The sequence below is a fragment of the Paenibacillus sp. RU5M genome, from assembly GCF_900221055.1.
GTDB classification, from domain to species: Bacteria; Bacillota; Bacilli; order Paenibacillales; family Paenibacillaceae; genus Paenibacillus; species Paenibacillus marchantiae.
Map to the genome: position 1 here is coordinate 219,670 of NZ_OBQM01000001.1, position 16,942 is coordinate 236,611.

The 16,942-nt window shown below is 45.8% G+C and carries 12 protein-coding genes; 11 read left to right on the top strand and 1 reads right to left on the bottom strand.

Annotated features, from left to right (window positions below; translation table 11 throughout):
* The first annotated feature begins 165 nt into the window (after window positions 1-165).
* The 3 genes from CRO25_RS01120 (at window position 166) to CRO25_RS01130 (ending at window position 2,272) form a co-directional block, all read left to right on the top strand.
* Window positions 166-462, top strand: a complete 297-nt coding sequence (locus CRO25_RS01120) for a helix-turn-helix domain-containing protein (protein ID WP_148661829.1) — start codon at window positions 166-168, stop codon at window positions 460-462.
* Between the two features lie 167 nt (window positions 463-629).
* Window positions 630-1,361, top strand: coding sequence for a hypothetical protein (locus CRO25_RS01125; protein ID WP_063565664.1), 732 nt, complete (start codon window positions 630-632; stop codon window positions 1,359-1,361).
* A 197-nt stretch (window positions 1,362-1,558) separates the two neighbouring features.
* Complete coding sequence (locus CRO25_RS01130; RefSeq protein WP_063565665.1) at window positions 1,559-2,272, top strand: hypothetical protein; 714 nt, start codon at window positions 1,559-1,561, stop codon at window positions 2,270-2,272.
* Window positions 2,273-2,354: 82 nt separating this feature from the next.
* On the opposite strand, the gene CRO25_RS01135 is transcribed toward CRO25_RS01130, so the two are convergent.
* Window positions 2,355-3,071 (bottom strand): Crp/Fnr family transcriptional regulator, encoded by a 717-nt coding sequence (locus CRO25_RS01135; protein WP_063565666.1) that lies wholly within the window; start codon window positions 3,069-3,071, stop codon window positions 2,355-2,357.
* 430 nt (window positions 3,072-3,501) lie between these two features.
* On the opposite strand from CRO25_RS01135, the gene adhE reads away from it, so the two are divergent.
* From adhE to CRO25_RS01175, 8 genes are all read left to right on the top strand, one after another.
* A complete protein-coding gene (gene adhE / locus CRO25_RS01140; protein ID WP_063565667.1) occupies window positions 3,502-6,114 on the top strand; it encodes a bifunctional acetaldehyde-CoA/alcohol dehydrogenase in 2,613 nt (870 codons plus the stop codon).
* Between the two features lie 770 nt (window positions 6,115-6,884).
* A complete protein-coding gene (gene pflB, locus CRO25_RS01145) occupies window positions 6,885-9,143 on the top strand; it encodes a formate C-acetyltransferase (RefSeq protein ID WP_079694129.1) in 2,259 nt (752 codons plus the stop codon).
* Window positions 9,144-9,226: 83 nt separating this feature from the next.
* Entirely contained in the window at window positions 9,227-9,979 is a 753-nt protein-coding gene (gene pflA, locus CRO25_RS01150) for a pyruvate formate-lyase-activating protein (protein ID WP_079694128.1), read from the top strand.
* A 215-nt stretch (window positions 9,980-10,194) separates the two neighbouring features.
* Window positions 10,195-11,559, top strand: coding sequence for an extracellular solute-binding protein (locus CRO25_RS01155; protein ID WP_063565670.1), 1,365 nt, complete (start codon window positions 10,195-10,197; stop codon window positions 11,557-11,559).
* A gap of 164 nt (window positions 11,560-11,723) precedes the next feature.
* The gene (locus CRO25_RS01160; RefSeq protein ID WP_063565671.1) at window positions 11,724-12,608 is read left to right on the top strand and encodes a carbohydrate ABC transporter permease; all 885 of its coding nucleotides are present in this window, start codon (window positions 11,724-11,726) and stop codon (window positions 12,606-12,608) included.
* The gene (locus CRO25_RS01165; RefSeq protein ID WP_063565672.1) at window positions 12,608-13,438 is read left to right on the top strand and encodes a carbohydrate ABC transporter permease; all 831 of its coding nucleotides are present in this window, start codon (window positions 12,608-12,610) and stop codon (window positions 13,436-13,438) included. The genes CRO25_RS01160 and CRO25_RS01165 overlap by 1 nt, the downstream gene beginning before the upstream one ends.
* A 31-nt stretch (window positions 13,439-13,469) precedes the next feature.
* A complete protein-coding gene (locus CRO25_RS01170) occupies window positions 13,470-15,311 on the top strand; it encodes a sensor histidine kinase (RefSeq protein WP_079694127.1) in 1,842 nt (613 codons plus the stop codon).
* Entirely contained in the window at window positions 15,308-16,942 is a 1,635-nt protein-coding gene (locus CRO25_RS01175; protein WP_079694126.1) for a response regulator, read from the top strand. The genes CRO25_RS01170 and CRO25_RS01175 overlap by 4 nt, the downstream gene beginning before the upstream one ends.

A 16,942-nucleotide genomic window follows, 5' to 3' on the forward strand; every position in this document is an offset into this window, starting at 1 on the left:
ATACTGAGTTGTATCATCGAAGTTGAGTTATGCCCCTAAAATTTTAACTTTTTAGCGGCAGACGTTTTCTTTGAGACTTAAATATGTTATTATGAAATATACTAACTAAACGTAAGTTGAGTGATCTCTAAAGAGGTGATTAATGTGGAAGGCCAAGATCTGCGGATGTGTCCGCGCTTTGAGACGGCGTTTTCTTTCTTGGGTAAGCGCTGGAACGGTTTGATTATTCAAACGTTGATGAGTGGTTCGAAGCGGTTTAAGGATATCTCCAACCTGATTCCATCGATGAGTGATAAGATGTTGTCAGAACGGATGAAAGATCTGGAAAGCGAAGGAATTCTGATCCGTCATGTCTATCCGGAGACGCCAGTTCGTATTGAATATGAACTGACAGAGAAAGGCAAGGCTCTACAGCCCGTTATGAATCAAATTCAAGACTGGGCAGAGCAGTGGGTTGAGTAGTAACAGCTTCCCCGGCTCAAACTAAGTGAACTGATGGGATAAAGGCTCTTGATTTCCAGTGGAAATCAGGAGTTTTTGTCTTAAGGGTCCTGCACATGTTGTCGCGAGTTGTAGTATAATTGTAAATAAAATGGCCGCAGGCGGCCGGAGCGAGGAGGCCACTTGTCATGAGAGAAGAAAGCTTATCCCGTGAAGTACGCTACGGCAAGCAAGATATTGCAGAACTTGAGAGCGCATCCATCCAGGTACATTTAATCTACAAAAAAGCTGCGGAGCTATTTAAACGAACCTCATATTCCCCGTCGGTTAAGGATGATGTTGCAGGAGAGAAGACTCATTCCACGAATAGCAATGGTCAGGTAATGGCTCCGGCGGTACTGCAAAAATGGATTCAGACAGCAAGAGGCTGGAAATGTATTGGATGTGAACTGAGACAACCCGATTCCATCGGGGTTCAGGCCGAAGCCAACGTTCATGAAGAACGTGTGTATCTGGATGTGGGCGAAGGGCGTTTTGTTAAAGCGGAGATGCTGATTCAGGCGATTGTATGGTCACAATATGAGAAGATCCGCATGCTTGCGCCTTGGCTGGGTGATGACACCTTCTACACTGTACAAGAGCTGGATGTGATTGCCCGTTATATTGTACCTACCTATTTCTCTGAACGGCCGCTGCACGAGCAAGGCAAGGTATCCAAGGTACACCAATCATCGGGTCAGATTCCGCTCTATCAGGAATATGTGGATGCACCTTCGTTCTGTGTACAGGTGGATGGTGGATTACTTGAAGGGCGTTTGCTGACAGGCGTCTATGTGTCGGAGGAACAGTTCTTTGGGCTCAACCCGTATCTGAAGGATGGAGACGGAGGCCGTACCTACATGCAGGCTTGTGTTCAGTAAACATGCTACTTAATAGACCTTAATAATAATTAGGAGCCAAAGGGCCTGCTTGCAGGCTCTTTGTGTTGTACAAACCAGTTATGGACGCTGCTGGATGAAAAGTAACGGCATTGACACTTTTTTTGCATGAATTTTGTGCCATAATAGAGGTTATGGACAACAGGGTGAATGATTTTACGCAGGGTGGTGTTACCTACATGAAGAAGAGAATCCCCGGTTACATAGGTATATGTCTGCTTATTCTGGTTATATTAGCCGGGTGTAGCGAGACACAGCCTTCCGAACAGCCAATCGTCAAAGAGACCGAATCGCAGAATACTATTACTGTGGCAGTGGATGGCAGTACTTTTTTGCCTGACGCAACGAAGTCCATTAAGAGAGATTTTAGTGAAGGTCTGACGCTCAAGAAAGCACTATTGAACAGTGGACTTGTCGATTTTACAGCAGATGGCAAGCGGATCCAATCCGTGGGGGAAGTTTCTCTGGACTCCTCACTTAGCTGGGCGGTCAAACTGAATGGCAAGGATATTGACCCGGAAAATTGGGACATGGAGCTTCATGTCAAAGATGAAGTGATCATATATGTAAAAGCCGCTGACAGTGGGGGAGACGATGTTGTTTACCAAACAACATTACTCAAGGTGAGCGGTGGAAATATTATGCCAAATCTCAATCGTCAATATGCCGGGGTGTATGTTCAGGAATGTACTGTGCGTGATGTATTGAAGTCCAGTGGGATTGTAAGAATGTCGGAGAACAACAAATTCGTTGTTTCCGTTGAAAATGTAATTCCCCGGATGAACCAACGCTGGATGATCATGGTGAATGATAAGGAACTGATGGAAAACGGTTTGGACATGAAATTGAATCCACGTGATGCAGTAAAGCTCGAGTTGACTACTGTATCTTAAGCATAACAAAAGCCCAATCTTCGTTATAGAAGATGGGCTTTTTTCATTTGCGTATCAAATGTTTTACAAGATGGGAAAAGCTTCAGATTCGGCAAATCTCGTTAGGACATAATTCACAGTGACAGATGCCCTGGAGCATGTGCAGATCCTTGATGACAATCATGCCGTTATCGTATTCAATGGCGTCTTTTTTACGCAAATCGCTTAACATGCGGTTGACACTTTCACGGGTCGCTCCAATCATATTGGACAGATCCGTGTGTGTTATTTTTTTATGAATCATGACATGCTCTCCATGGGGCTCGCCGTAGGAATTGGACAATCGAATCAGCGTGGAGCAGAGTGCGCCCGGTTTGCCATATAACATCAGATCACGGAATTTGGTTTGGGTTAACCGGTGATGGATACCCATCCATTTCATAAAGTCGATCGCAAAGTCACAGTGTTGGCAGATCAGCATTTCCAGGTCTTTATGCTCCAGTACGCCGATCTCACTATCCTCCAGCACTTCCGCCGAAAAGCTGTGTTTCGATCCGAAGAACGGATCAGCCTGCCCAATCATATCACCGGCTTGATACATGTACATAATCAATTCCTTGCCTTCATCCGTGGATTTGGTGATCTGAGCACGGCCTCGTTTCATATAATAAAGTTTGTCAGAGACATCTCCCTCCCAATACAGATGGGTTCCTTCCGGATAGGTTCTGTCCTTCATCGTTACGAGCAGATGGTTGAAATTCGCTTCCGAGAAACAGTTGGTATTTCCGCGTTTTTCCAGTACACTCAGTTGTTCTCTCATAAGTCTATCTCCCCTTTGTGTCCATCGGACGGCCTTCTGCAGCTTGGATTGGCCCCCGTGGTTCGCCGCAAACCGTTGCCGTCCTGATCAGGGTCATCTCTCGGCCGGGAAGGACGGTACAAATTGCGGTGGTTCAATTTTTAAGTTCAGTATATACCTTATCTTGCCGTTTGAGGGGCGTGGAAAGGGGGCAAAAATGGCGAAATTTCAAACATTGTGATTAAATTCACTTTCGAAAGGAGAGGATGAATCTGACAGCCCTATAGTTTAAATAGGAAGTGTAAATGGCTAAGTGAGAGACACTAAAAAACTTAAATTAAATTTGTTATACTTTGTGAAAAAAATCACATAATTAACTCTTTCCCCATGGTACGATGTGAATGTAAAGAAGAGAGACAAACCAATACGAACCTTTAGGAGGATGAGGGAGATGGCTGTAAAGAACGAAGTCGCCCCAGTAAAAGAACCGACAGCAGGTCAGTATATTCAAACGTTAATTGACAAAGCGAATAAAGCACATGCAGCATTCATGTCCATGGATCAGAAACAGATTGACCGCATCGTGCAAGCGATGGCGCTGGCAGGTCTGGACAAACATATGATGCTCGCCAAAATGGCCGTGGAAGAAACAGGTCGGGGTGTGTATGAGGATAAAATCACCAAAAATATATTTGCAACAGAATATGTGTATCATAGCATAAAATATGACAAAACAGTAGGGGTTATCGAAGATAACGAGTACGAAAGCTTCCAGAAAATTGCGGAGCCTGTCGGCATCATCATGGGGATTACCCCGGTAACGAATCCGACATCCACCACGATGTTCAAAGCACTGATTTCCATCAAAACGCGTAACCCGATCATCTTCGGTTTCCACCCATCTGCACAGAACTGTAGCCGGGAAGCCGCCAAAATCCTGCTAGATGCTGCAGTGAAGCATGGTGCTCCAGCGGATTGTATCCAGTGGATTGATGATCCTTCCATGGATCGCACAAACGCACTGATGAATCATAATGATGTGGCGCTCATTCTGGCAACAGGTGGATCAGGTATGGTACGGGCGGCATACAGCTGTGGTAAACCAGCACTGGGCGTAGGGCCAGGGAACGTACCTTGCTTTATTGAGAAAAGCGCAGATATCAATCAAGCAGTAACGGATCTGATTTTGTCCAAATCGTTCGATAACGGTATGATTTGTGCTTCCGAGCAAGCAGTCATCATCGAAGAACCGATCTTCGATCAGGTGAAAAAGAAAATGATCGCGAACGGCTGTTACTTCGTCAACAAGGATGAGGCAGCGAAACTGACCGCAGGTGCGATTAATGCTGAGAAATGTGCGGTGAACCCGGCGATTGTTGGTCAATCTGCAGTCAGCATTGCGCAAATGTGCGGCATCGAGGTCCCTGCTAACACCAAAATTCTTGTAGCCGAGATTGAAGGCGTAGGTACAAAATTCCCGTTGTCTGCTGAAAAACTAAGCCCGGTACTGGCTTGTTACAAAGTGAAAACGGCAGCTGAAGGGATTGAGCGTGCAGCAGAAGTGGTTGCTTTTGGCGGCATGGGTCACTCCTCTGTTATTCATTCGACAAACGAAGAAGTCATTAGCAAATTCGCAGATCGCCTGCAAACCGGACGGATTATCGTGAATTCGCCATCCACACACGGCGCCATCGGTGACATCTATAACACCAACATGCCGTCACTGACATTGGGCTGCGGATCGTATGGACGTAACTCGACTTCTTCCAACGTAACCGCTGTAAACTTAATCAACGTGAAAAGGGTGGCTCGCCGTACCGTGAATATGCAGTGGTTCAAAGTGCCGAATAAAGTTTACTTCGAAAAGGGTGCAACACAGTATCTTGCCAAAATGCCGGACATCACACGCGTAGCCATTATTACGGATGCCATGATGGTCAAACTTGGTTATGTGGAAAAAGTAGAGCACTATCTGCGTCAACGTCAAATGCCGGTAGCTATTGAAGTGTTCTCTGATGTTGAACCCGATCCATCCACAACAACGGTAGACCGCGGTACGGAAATGATGCGCCGCTTCCAGCCAGACTGCATTATCGCTCTCGGCGGGGGATCACCGATGGATGCTGCCAAAGCGATGTGGCTGTTCTATGAATATCCTGACACGGATTTCAATGATTTGAAGCAAAAATTCATGGATATCCGCAAACGGATCTACAAATATCCACGTCTTGGCGTGAAAGCGAAATTCGTAGCGATCCCGACAACTTCGGGCACAGGTTCGGAAGTAACATCGTTCGCAGTTATTACAGATAAAAATCAAGGCAATACGAAATATCCACTGGCAGACTACGAATTAACACCAGATGTAGCCATTGTAGACCCGGAATTCGTCTACTCTCTACCTAAAACCGCTGTTGCGGATACAGGTATGGACGTATTGACTCACGCCATTGAAGCATATGTATCCGTCATGGCGAATGATTACACGGATGGACTCGCGATCAAAGCGATTCAACTGGTATTCCAATATCTTGAGCAATCTGCGCTGCAAGGTGACAAATTGGCTCGTGAGAAAATGCATAACGCTTCGACGATTGCCGGTATGGCTTTTGCCAACGCATTCCTGGGCATTAACCACAGCTTGGCACACAAATGGGGCGGTCAGTACCACACCGCACATGGACGTACCAATGCGATTCTGATGCCGCACGTCATTCGCTACAATGCGAAAAAACCGACGAAGTTTGCATCGTTCCCGAAATATTCGCACTTTGTGGCAGATGAGCGTTATGCCGAAATTGCTCGCATTCTGGGATTGCCTGCACGTACAACAGAAGAAGGGGTTACCAGCCTCATCAATGCGATTCGCAAACTCAACAAAACATTGGGTATTGAAGAATCGTTCCAGGAAATTGGATTCGACGCCAAAGACTTTGAAGCACATGTGGATTATCTGGCAGACCGCGCATTCGAGGACCAATGTACCACAGCTAATCCAAAACTGCCGTTAGTGACTGAACTGGCTGATGTATATCGCAACGCATTCTACGGCAAGTTTGAGTAATAACTAAAGCAACAGCAGGATTCAGGCAGATAGTCAGGGTTCCCCGAAAGGGGAGCCCCGATTGCCGTCTTTCCAGTAAAAAAAGGTAAAACGTAATCTTTGCAGTTGTCTTTTTTAAAAGAGGTTACACGGAATCCGTGATGTTACTTTTTGAACCAGGTATTCACACCATAACGAAGAGGGAAGAAAAAAACTGAAGAAGCGAAGCGTTCTCTTTCAAGCACGATTTCAACCTTCTATGCTATATAGTTTGAATCATAAATGTACACGATAACGGAGAGGAGAGAAAAAACCTGAAGAAGCGATAGCGCTCGCCTTTATCCTCGGATTTCACCTTTTTAAAAGGGAATCAAAAAAATCTGGGGGTAACAGCGATCGGAAGGTTGTTCTATCCTCGGAGTGGCCAGTGTACATATCCTTTCGTTCAAATTATATTGTTCAATCGGGGAAATCGGGTTTGAACATTGATCGGAAGTTGTTCTGCCCGCGCAGTGGCTAAGTGTGAATTTGCAGGGGTTCACCATGGCACAGCACAGGTGGAGTGAGGATGGTCACAAACTTTGTGATAAAAATCACAGATGATGAAAGAACGAAGACGTATACTGAAAATGTAAGAAAAACATTCATCCGCGGTTCCGGTTCCCAAGTAGAGAGAACATGTTCCGGCTTACATGTGAAATTTGTCACATTAATCGCGGCTCTGGGCACAGATGAGACGAGTGAAGCATCCTGTCATGTGTCCGGAAATCCAAATTTGTGGAGGGATTACTATGTCGGTGATCGAAAAAGATGTCAAACAACAAACAGGCTGGAGAAACTTTACCAAAGGAACATGGACGAAATCCGTAGATGTGAATGATTTTCTGGCACGCAACTTATCACCTTACTATGGCGACGAAGCATTTCTTGCAGGCGCAACTCAGAATACGAAAGAGTTATGGGATATCGTATCTGATCTTACCAAAAAAGAGCGCGATAACGGCGGGGTACTTGATGTTGACGTAAACACGCCAGCAACGATTGTTTCTCACCAACCAGGTTATCTGGATAAATCCAAAGAACAGATTGTTGGTGTTCAAACGGATGCTCCATTCAAACGTTCCATTCAGCCATTCGGTGGAATTCGCATGATGATTGATGCTTGTGAAGCTTATGGTTTTGAAATGCCTCAAGGCGTCATTGATATATTTACGAACATCCGTAAAACACATAACCAGGGCGTATTTGATGCTTACACATCTGAAATGCGTGCAGCACGTAAAGCAGGGATTATTACCGGTCTGCCTGATGCTTACGGCCGTGGCCGGATCATCGGTGACTATCGCCGGGTAGCTCTGTATGGCGTGGACTTCCTGATTCGAAATAAAAAAGGCGAACTGAATGCACTTGAAGTCGATGTGATTGATGAAGATGTCATTCGCCTCCGTGAAGAACTGTCCGAACAGATTCGTGCATTGCAAGAGTTGAAACAACTGGGTGAAATGCATGGTTTCGATATTTCTTTGCCAGCCACAACCGCAAAAGAAGCGTTCCAATGGCTCTACTTCGGTTACCTGGCTGCGATTAAAGAGCAAAATGGTGCTGCGATGTCCCTCGGACGTGTTTCTTCTTTTCTTGATATTTACATTGAACGTGACTTGCAAGAAGGCTTGCTAACTGAAGAACAGGCTCAAGAACTGGTTGACCATTTTGTTATGAAACTGCGGATCGTCAAGTTTCTGCGTACGCCGGATTATAATGAATTGTTCAGTGGTGACCCAACATGGGTAACTGAATCCATCGGTGGCATGTCCGTAAATGGAGAAACCCGTGTTACGAAAAGCAGCTTCCGTTTCCTGCACACCCTGAACAACCTTGGTCCTGCACCTGAGCCGAACCTTACTGTACTTTGGTCCACCAAGCTTCCGGAAGCGTTCAAACAATACTGTACGAAAGTATCCATCGAAACGAGCTCCATCCAGTATGAAAATGATGATCTGATGCGTCCGATCTATGGAGACGATTATGGTATTGCTTGCTGTGTATCTGCGATGAAGATCGGGAAACAAATGCAGTTCTTCGGTGCTCGTGCCAACCTGGCAAAAGCATTGCTGTATGCAATCAACGGCGGTCGTGACGAGAAATCGGGTGCACAAGTTGGACCTGAATATCCGGCGATCACAAGCGAAGTGCTGGAGTACAATGAAGTTATGAAACGTTTCAAACCGATGATGGAATGGCTTGCCAAACTGTATATGAACTCACTCAACGTCATTCACTACATGCATGACAAATACAGCTATGAGCGTATTGAAATGGCCCTGCATGACCGCGACATCGTACGTACGATGGCTTGTGGTATTGCTGGACTCTCGGTTGCAGCAGACTCTCTGAGCGCAATCAAGTATGCGAAAGTCAAACCGATCCGCAACGAACAAGGCATCGCAATTGATTTTGAAATTGAAGGCGACTTCCCTTGTTACGGTAATAATGAAGACAGTGTCGATAGCATCGCAGTTGAACTGGTGGAAAGCTTCATGGGCATGATTCGTAAACACAAAGCGTATCGTAATGCGATCCCAACACAGTCTGTACTGACGATCACATCGAACGTAGTGTACGGCAAGAAAACAGGTACAACACCGGATGGCCGTAAAGCAGGCGAACCGTTTGCACCAGGAGCGAATCCAATGCATGGTCGGGACAAAAAAGGTGCACTGGCATCCCTTGGCTCAGTAGCCAAATTGCCGTACGAACACAGCCTTGACGGGATCTCTAACACATTCTCCATCGTGCCTAAAGCACTCGGAAAAGAGTCAGACACACGTAAATCCAATCTGGTTGCCATGATGGACGGTTATTTTGGTCAAGGGGCACACCATCTGAACGTGAACGTATTTGATCGCCAGCAGTTGATTGACGCGATGGATCACCCGGAAAACTATCCGCAGCTGACAGTACGGGTATCCGGTTACGCGGTTAACTTCATCAAACTGACACGTGAGCAACAACTCGATGTCATTAACCGGACCTTCCACGGTTCGATGTAACTTGGGCTTAACTCAACGGTTCAAAGGAATAGAACCTCTATATTAAACGCACAGCGGATGCGATAAAGAAAGGAAGAGGCAGCATGGTTAATGGACATATTCATTCACTCGAAACTTTCGGGACGGTTGACGGCCCAGGCATCCGCTTCGTGCTTTTTATGCAGGGATGTCTGCTCAAATGCCAGTATTGTCACAATCCGGATACATGGGCACTGGATGGTGGCAGGGAAATGAGCGTGGAGGAGGTATTGGCTGAAATCGAGCCATACCTGTCCTACTATCGCAGTTCCGGCGGAGGACTTACGGTATCCGGCGGAGAGCCAACATTACAGGCTCATTTTGTAGCCGAAGTTTTCAAAGAAGCAAAACGCCGCTGGGGATTGCATACTACGCTGGACAGCAACGGTTTCAATGAACCGGATCGAATTCATGATTTGTTAGATAACACGGACCTGGTTTTGTTGGATCTGAAGCACATCAATGATGAGAAACATATCAAGCTGACAGGCAAATCCAACGAGAGAACATTGCGCACCGCACAATGGTTATCGGACAATGGACGAAAAATGTGGATTCGCCACGTGTATGTGCCAGGGATTCACAATGAGGAAGAAGACTTGCTCAATCTGGGGCGGTTTATTGGAACGCTAAATGGAGTCGAGAAGTTCGAAATTCTGCCTTATCATCAGATGGGTATTTACAAATGGCAGGCACTGGGGAAAGTCTATCCGCTCGATGGAGTTCCTTCTCCAAGTGATGAGGAAGTAGAGCGGGCGTATCGTTTGATTGAACAAGGTCGTACGGAAACAGCGGGCATGACTTGCTCCATTAAGTAAACATTTATATACAGATCTTCCAACCAAGCAGTCTTTGCGAACATGTTTCGCAGGGGCTGTTTTTTTGCTGTTATCAATTGTAAATGCAAGATTATTTGTCCAGTGAAGGATTTTATCCCTCCATTGATGAATTGTCATCCTTACGATGTAAGCTACAACTTTTTATAATCAGAGTGTAAAGCCAAATGCTCAATATTTTGAGGGGGGTCATACGAATGAAAAAAGGAATGACATTACTGCTTTCATTATTGCTTATCACATCATGGACATTGGCAGGTTGTTCGAGCTCAACTAACGAACCACAACAGGGAGCAGGCAATACGCCTGCGGAGCCAAGCAAGGAACCGGTTGAGATGCTTCTCCGTCACACTCAGGTGGGTGCCGACAAACAAAAAAGGCTGGCCATTCTGCAGGACGTTGTGGCCAAAGTGGAGAGCGAAGTACCCAACCTGACCTTTACACTGGACGGAGTTGAATCCGATGTAAACCGCAAGGAGAAACTTCGTGGTGAGATGGCAGCAGGCAATCCGCCGGATATCTTCGAATTGTTCGGTAGTCCAGACTCCAAAGTATATGCTAAAGAAGGCATGTTGTTGGATCTCACGCCGATCTTGCAAGAGCTGGGCATTCAGGACCAATTTTCATCGCTTGAACCATTCACCTATGAAGGCAAAGTGTACGGACTGCCTATTGGGGGATCGGGTGAAGGATTCTTCTACAATAAAGAGTATTTTACGCAAAAAGGTTGGAAAGCGCCTTCAACAATGGCTGAGCTGGATAATATGCTCGCTGAGATCAAGGCTGATGGCAAGGTGCCACTTGCTTCTGCTTCCAAAGCAGGCTGGGTTCCACTCATGTTAACGAACCATCTGTGGTCCCGTTACGCTGGACCTGATATTACGGCGAAGTTTGCTACAGGCGAAGCCAAGTGGACTGATCCAGGCGTTGTCGCAGGATTCGCGAAGCATAAGGAATGGGTGGATAAAGGTTACTTCAAAAAAGGCGAGCTTGGTTATGAATATGCTGAATATACAACTCAATTTACGAGCGGTGAAGCGATTCTGATGTATGACGGAACGTGGAAATCGTCTGTATTCAAGGAAGGACAGAGCGGGGAGTCGCTCATTGGCAAAGTTGGTTTCTTCAATATGCCTCCGGTAGAGAACGGTGTAGGAGATCAGACAGCCCTGATGCGTGACGTCAATAATGGATACGGTTTCTCTGCAGCGGCTGCGGATGACCCGCAGAAGTTGGCGGCTGTTAAAGCCTTTATCAAAAACTTCTACAACGAAGATATGCAAGTACGTGGGCTCGTAGAAGACGGTGTGTTACCAGCGATGAAACTGGATGAAAAAGTGCTGACTGACAGCATCACCGACGATTTAATGAAAGAAATCGTAGCTGTTCTGAATGCATCGCAGACTTCTTTCCCGGCGTTTGATGCACTCGTTCAAGCTGATGTTACGACAGAGATCGGCAACCTGCAAATTCAGAAGCTGGTTGGTGGACAGACTACGCCAGAGAAAATGGCCGAAGAATTGCAAAAGGTTCAGGAAGAGGCTAATGCTTCAGTAGAATAAGCGATCTATCAAGCAAAGAAACGTACCTGCTAACACCATGCTGGTTTACCCCGGTTGGAACACTGCCGGGGTAAAACCCTTGGTCCTATCTAAAGAATTACACTGCTGAGGAATCTGCTCTATATATGAGCATAAGAAGTTGAAGTCACTGAAGGAGGTAGATCATGAATACTTCACTCCGCAGCCCGCTGATCTATACGTTGTTTGTGTTGCCGGCACTGATCTTGTTTATCATGTTTTTCCTGTATCCTATCGGCAGTTCACTCTATTACAGTCTGACCAGTTGGAACGGTGTATCCGCAGAGCCGCGTTTTGTGGGACTGTCCAACTATGCAAAAGCATTGACAGATGAACGTTTTTGGATTTCAACTCGCAATAACGGTTTCTTTATCGCATTTTCTGTTTTGATCCAGGTGCCTCTCATTGTGCTGTTTTCCCTGCTCATTGCGAATGTAAAGAAATTGAAGGGATTGTACAAAACAGCCGTCTTTTTGCCGTCCATTATGTCAACGGCAGTCATCGGTATTCTGTGGGGATTCATCTATGAGCCTAACATCGGCCTGTTGAATCAGTTACTTGAAACCGTAGGTATTTCCCCGGTCTATTGGCTTTCCGATAATCGGTTCGCAATGATATCCATTCTCGTAACCAATGCTTGGCAGTGGACGGGATTCTATATTGTCATGGTTTTGGCGGCCATTCTGGCTATTCCCAAGGATCTGGATGAAGCGGCAGCCATCGATGGAGCAACAGCCGTACAAAGAGCATTCAAAATTACATTGCCACTTATCAGACCTATCATTTCCGTCGTCATTATGTTGTCCATTGCCGGGGCGATGAAGGCAGCAGATATTGTTCTGGTTATGACCAAAGGTGGACCCGCAGGCTCTACCGAAGTGCTTGCCACGTATATGATCAAATACGCGATTACCAATTTTAAATACGGTTATGGCAATACGATTGCGGTTCTGATCTTTGCTCTGACGCTTGTGCTCACCGCGGTATATCAGTTGCTGGTGGCGAGACGCAACGAAAGGGTGGAATATTGATGGTAAAGAACATAAAAGGCAGTATACCTCATGTTTTGTTGATGTTGTATCTACTTGCGATTCTGTTTCCCTTTTTATTCGTAATCTTTTCTTCATTCAAGCAGGATAACAACGAAATTGCACTGAATCCGTTCGGTCTGCCCTCCACTTGGGTGTTTAATAACTACGTAGAGGCTTGGGTAAATGCCAAGATTGGTACGTATTTCTGGAACAGTATGTACATTTCGGTCTTGTCCTCAGTCGGAACGATTGTGCTTGGTGCCATGTTTGCTTTTGCTATAACGCGGATGAGACACCGCAAATGGAGCATGTTACTGTACAGTCTCATTCTGGCGGGCATGCTGATTCCAAACAATGCGCTCATGCTGCCGATTTATTTGCTTGTCCGCAAGCTCGGCATTTTGGATACTCATTTGGCGCTGATCATTCCTTATGTTGCGAATGCAATTCCGTTCACGATTATTATTTTGGCTGCTTTTATGCGGTCGCTCCCTGGAGAAATTGAGGAAGCCGCGGTTATGGATGGGTTGAGGGCTCCGGGTATCTTTGCTAGAATAGTGATACCCCTTACAGTTCCAGCCATTGTTACGGTGTTTATCGTGAATTTCCTCGGCAACTGGAACGAATTTTTACTCGCCAACTATTTCTTATCCACCGATAAACTGCGTACACTGCCTGTCGGCATGGTCCAGTTTCGTGATCAGTATCAAATGAACTATGCCCAGATGTCAGCAGGCATTGTATACAGTGTTGTACCGGTTGTTGTAATCTACGCCATATTGCAGGAGAAAATCATTGAAGGCGTAACAGCAGGTAGTGTTAAAGGTTAATTAACGATGCGTTATATAGGGAGAACGGGAAATGAACTTGCGGATGAAGCTGGCCATGGCATTTCTGTTGCTCATCATTGTACCGATGTGCACGCTTGGAATCGGCATGTTCTTGGTCACATCACATACGATTGAGAAAAAATACAATCAGCAGTCTGAATATGCACTCCAGGCGATTAGCTATAATATCGAGAATGTTTTTCAGCAGATCAACAATGTCACGGACAATGGCATTGCCACTTCGGTATTCCAGATGGCTTTGAACGCCAAAGATCCGAGCAAACAGGATCTTGGAATCGGTAATCAATTGTCGCTGAATGCCAGCCAGCGTAATTTCCGTTCCCTTTTATACAACTACCCGTTCATTAGTTATGCCTTCTTGTATGATTTGCGTCCGCGTTCGTCTCAGGATAACCAGATAGTTTCTATATTTACGAAAGAAAATTTTCAAGCTCTTCCTTTTCAACAATTTAAAGTTCATCCAATATTCAAAGAAATCCAGGAACTCAACGGCGTGCCCAAATGGCTGGCCCCTCTGGAATATCCTGAACTGACGGGCGTAGAGCCTGTCTTTACTCAGATTCGGTTAGTCAAGGAACTCAGTTATTTTCAGAATATTGGGGTCCTTGTCGTTCAGATTAAAAAAGGGGAGATGGACCGCATCTTCCGCCATTTGCAAGTAAGTGATCCTGCACAGGAAACTTCGTTCCTACTGATCAACGAAGAGGGTCTGATCGTATACGATCCTTCCGGACGTTACAGCGGAGAGAAGATGGAAAATTTGGGTGTGCGATCTGGAATTTACGGACCGGGGTTCAGCAGCACCAGAGCAGTGTTCGATGGCAGTGAAAGCATCATTTCACAATATCATCTGAAAAACTATAACTGGAGCCTGGTCAGTGTCGCTTCATGGGAAGCATTATCGGCAGAGACGAATGTGTTCGCAGGCTGGTCGATTATTATCATTCTGCTGTGTCTGCTTGCTGCGATGGTTTTCAATGTGTTCTTCATGAACCGGATTACCGGCAATATTGCGGTACTCGTGCGATTCATGAGGCGTGTAGATGACGGGGATTTTAATGCCCGAGTCGAAGGAAGTGGCTTTGACGAGATGCAATTACTCGCCCAAGGGTTCAATGAATTGCTGGATCGGATCGGAGGTCTGTTCCGACGTGTGCGTGCTGAGCAGGAACAGAAGGCCAAGGCAGAACTGCGTGTGCTTCAAGCCCAGATCAAACCTCATTTTCTATTTAATACGCTGGAATCCATTAACGGACTAGCCATGAGGGGAGAAGGGCGTAAAGTAAGTGAAATGGTGACACGTCTTGGCAATATGCTGCGCATCAGTATTCAGGATCAGGAGGAGATTTCGCTCAGTGAGGAGTTAAGGCACTTGCAGAGTTATCTTGAGATCCAGCATTACAGGTTCAGTGATTTGTTCCGGTATGAAATCGATATTCCATCTCATCTATACACCTCATCTGTGCTCAAACTTACCCTCCAACCTCTTGTGGAAAATAGTATTCAGCACGGGTTCGAGGGAATTGAATATCAGGGTGTACTTCGGATCAGTGCATTTGTGGAACGAAATAACCTGGTGCTGCGAGTTGAGGATAATGGGATCGGTATTCCCCAGGAAATGTTGGCCCGATTCGAATACATGGCAGAAGACCCACCTGAATACATCATGGCTGAGGGAACGAAGCCACTGTCTTCAATGGCAGAGCGTCGAGGGCTGGGTTTAAGAAGTGTTGCAGATCGGATAAGGATTCAATATGGGGCCGGATACGGGGTGTTTATATGTTCATCTCCGGGACATGGTACCATCATTCAATGTATTATTCCACAATATGAGCAGGGGGAAGATGAATGAATCTAACCGCGTTGCTGGTTGACGATGAGCTGCCGATTTTGGAGAATTTGAGTTTTATTTTGCCATGGGAAGACATGGGCATTGAAATTGTGGGTACGGCTAGAAGCGGGTCAGAAGCACTGGACAAAGTTGCAGAATGCCACCCTGACATCATGTTATGTGATATTCGTATGCCCTCCATGGATGGTCTGGAACTGATTCGAATATTGAGGGAACAAGGTGAAACTTGTGAGATTATTTTGCTGACAGGATATCAGCAGTTCGAGTATGCCCGTACGGCCATCCGTTACAATGTCCATGAATACATATGCAAGCCAATCGATTACCTGGATCTGGAACATAAATTGCGTGAGCTTGCTAGTCAGATTCAGAAGAAACGGTTGGAAGTGGAGGCTGAACGTCACCGCAAATCTGAGATGGAAGTATGGGTAAAGCACAAACATATCATTGACCTGATGCGAAAAGAGGAAGATTCGTTATTTTCTTTTCCTCCTTCTTCCCCTGAACAACATGCATCCTCGTTACGGTATATCCTGCTACTTATCGATGTTTCGGGGTATTTTAAGCATTCGATCGGATGGTCTGGGACCCGGCACCAAAGCTGGCATGGAATGATCCGTTCTAGGCTTAGGGAAATTACAGACCGGATCTGTGAAGGAACTCTGCTGATTTCTGCCCGTAAGGGAGAATGGTGTATGTTGGTGGAGGCATCAGATGAATGGAGAATGCGGGTAGATGCATTGGCTCAACAGGTTCAGATGGAATTAGATGCGATATTTGAGCCCGGTTCAGGTATGAAGACAAGGGTCATTCAGGATGTTATGCCTGTGAAACTGGATGATCAGATGGCTGAGCGATACCGGCACTGTCAGCGTTTGCTGATCATGAATGATTCTAATCAGCGCAGCGATGAGTTGGGAAAAGATTCTGCTGATTACTTAATAGAGTCATCTAAAGAACCTTCCAGAAGAGCAACGATGTGGATTACAAAAGAGGATTTGGACTTGATCACTCGCTGGATCAGACAGGGAAATAAACAGGGATTGATTGACCTGCTCGTTATGCTGAAACATCGGATGAGCGAGCATAAGAGTGCGCTGGATGGCGTAGCCGAAAACAGCCTGCGTTTTCTGCTTGTACATATGCTTCGTGAATTGCGCGAAGTACATGTCATGGCTGAACAAGACGAAATGCATTTCTGGAGTGCATTGCATTCAGCAACCTCCATCAAGGAATTAATCGAATTGGCTGAGGCACTTGCTTATGTTTGTCATGATAAGAAAAGCGTACCTCGCCCTTCTGTTTCTGAGCTGATCAGTTCTGCGTGCGAGTATATGAACGCCAGACTGGAATGTGATCTGGGTATTGATGAGGTAGCTGATTGGCTGGGCATCAGTCCGGGTTACTTTTGTCAGCTTTTCAAAAACCAGATGGGCGTAACCTTTGTTGAATATATGACCCATAAGCGGATGGAGAGCGCAGCCTTATTATTAAGTACAACGGAATGGAGTATTACAGCCATTGGAGAAGCAACGGGGTATAAGGAGCGGCGATATTTCTCCAAAGTGTTCCATAAACATTTTCACATGAAACCATCAGAATTCAGGTCAAACCAAAGAGCAGGTTCATAA

Bases quoted from the DNA above. Each gene is read 5' to 3' on its own strand.
- CRO25_RS01120 (WP_148661829.1), top strand. From the start codon at position 166: ATGTGTCCGCGCTTTGAGACGGCGTTTTCTTTCTTGGGTAAGCGCTGG.
- CRO25_RS01125 (WP_063565664.1), top strand. From the start codon at position 630: ATGAGAGAAGAAAGCTTATCCCGTGAAGTACGCTACGGCAAGCAAGAT.
- CRO25_RS01130 (WP_063565665.1), top strand. From the start codon at position 1,559: ATGAAGAAGAGAATCCCCGGTTACATAGGTATATGTCTGCTTATTCTG.
- CRO25_RS01135 (WP_063565666.1), bottom strand. From the start codon at position 3,071: ATGAGAGAACAACTGAGTGTACTGGAAAAACGCGGAAATACCAACTGT.
- adhE (WP_063565667.1), top strand. From the start codon at position 3,502: ATGGCTGTAAAGAACGAAGTCGCCCCAGTAAAAGAACCGACAGCAGGT.
- pflB (WP_079694129.1), top strand. From the start codon at position 6,885: ATGTCGGTGATCGAAAAAGATGTCAAACAACAAACAGGCTGGAGAAAC.
- pflA (WP_079694128.1), top strand. From the start codon at position 9,227: ATGGTTAATGGACATATTCATTCACTCGAAACTTTCGGGACGGTTGAC.
- CRO25_RS01155 (WP_063565670.1), top strand. From the start codon at position 10,195: ATGAAAAAAGGAATGACATTACTGCTTTCATTATTGCTTATCACATCA.
- CRO25_RS01160 (WP_063565671.1), top strand. From the start codon at position 11,724: ATGAATACTTCACTCCGCAGCCCGCTGATCTATACGTTGTTTGTGTTG.
- CRO25_RS01165 (WP_063565672.1), top strand. From the start codon at position 12,608: ATGGTAAAGAACATAAAAGGCAGTATACCTCATGTTTTGTTGATGTTG.
- CRO25_RS01170 (WP_079694127.1), top strand. From the start codon at position 13,470: ATGAACTTGCGGATGAAGCTGGCCATGGCATTTCTGTTGCTCATCATT.
- CRO25_RS01175 (WP_079694126.1), top strand. From the start codon at position 15,308: ATGAATCTAACCGCGTTGCTGGTTGACGATGAGCTGCCGATTTTGGAG.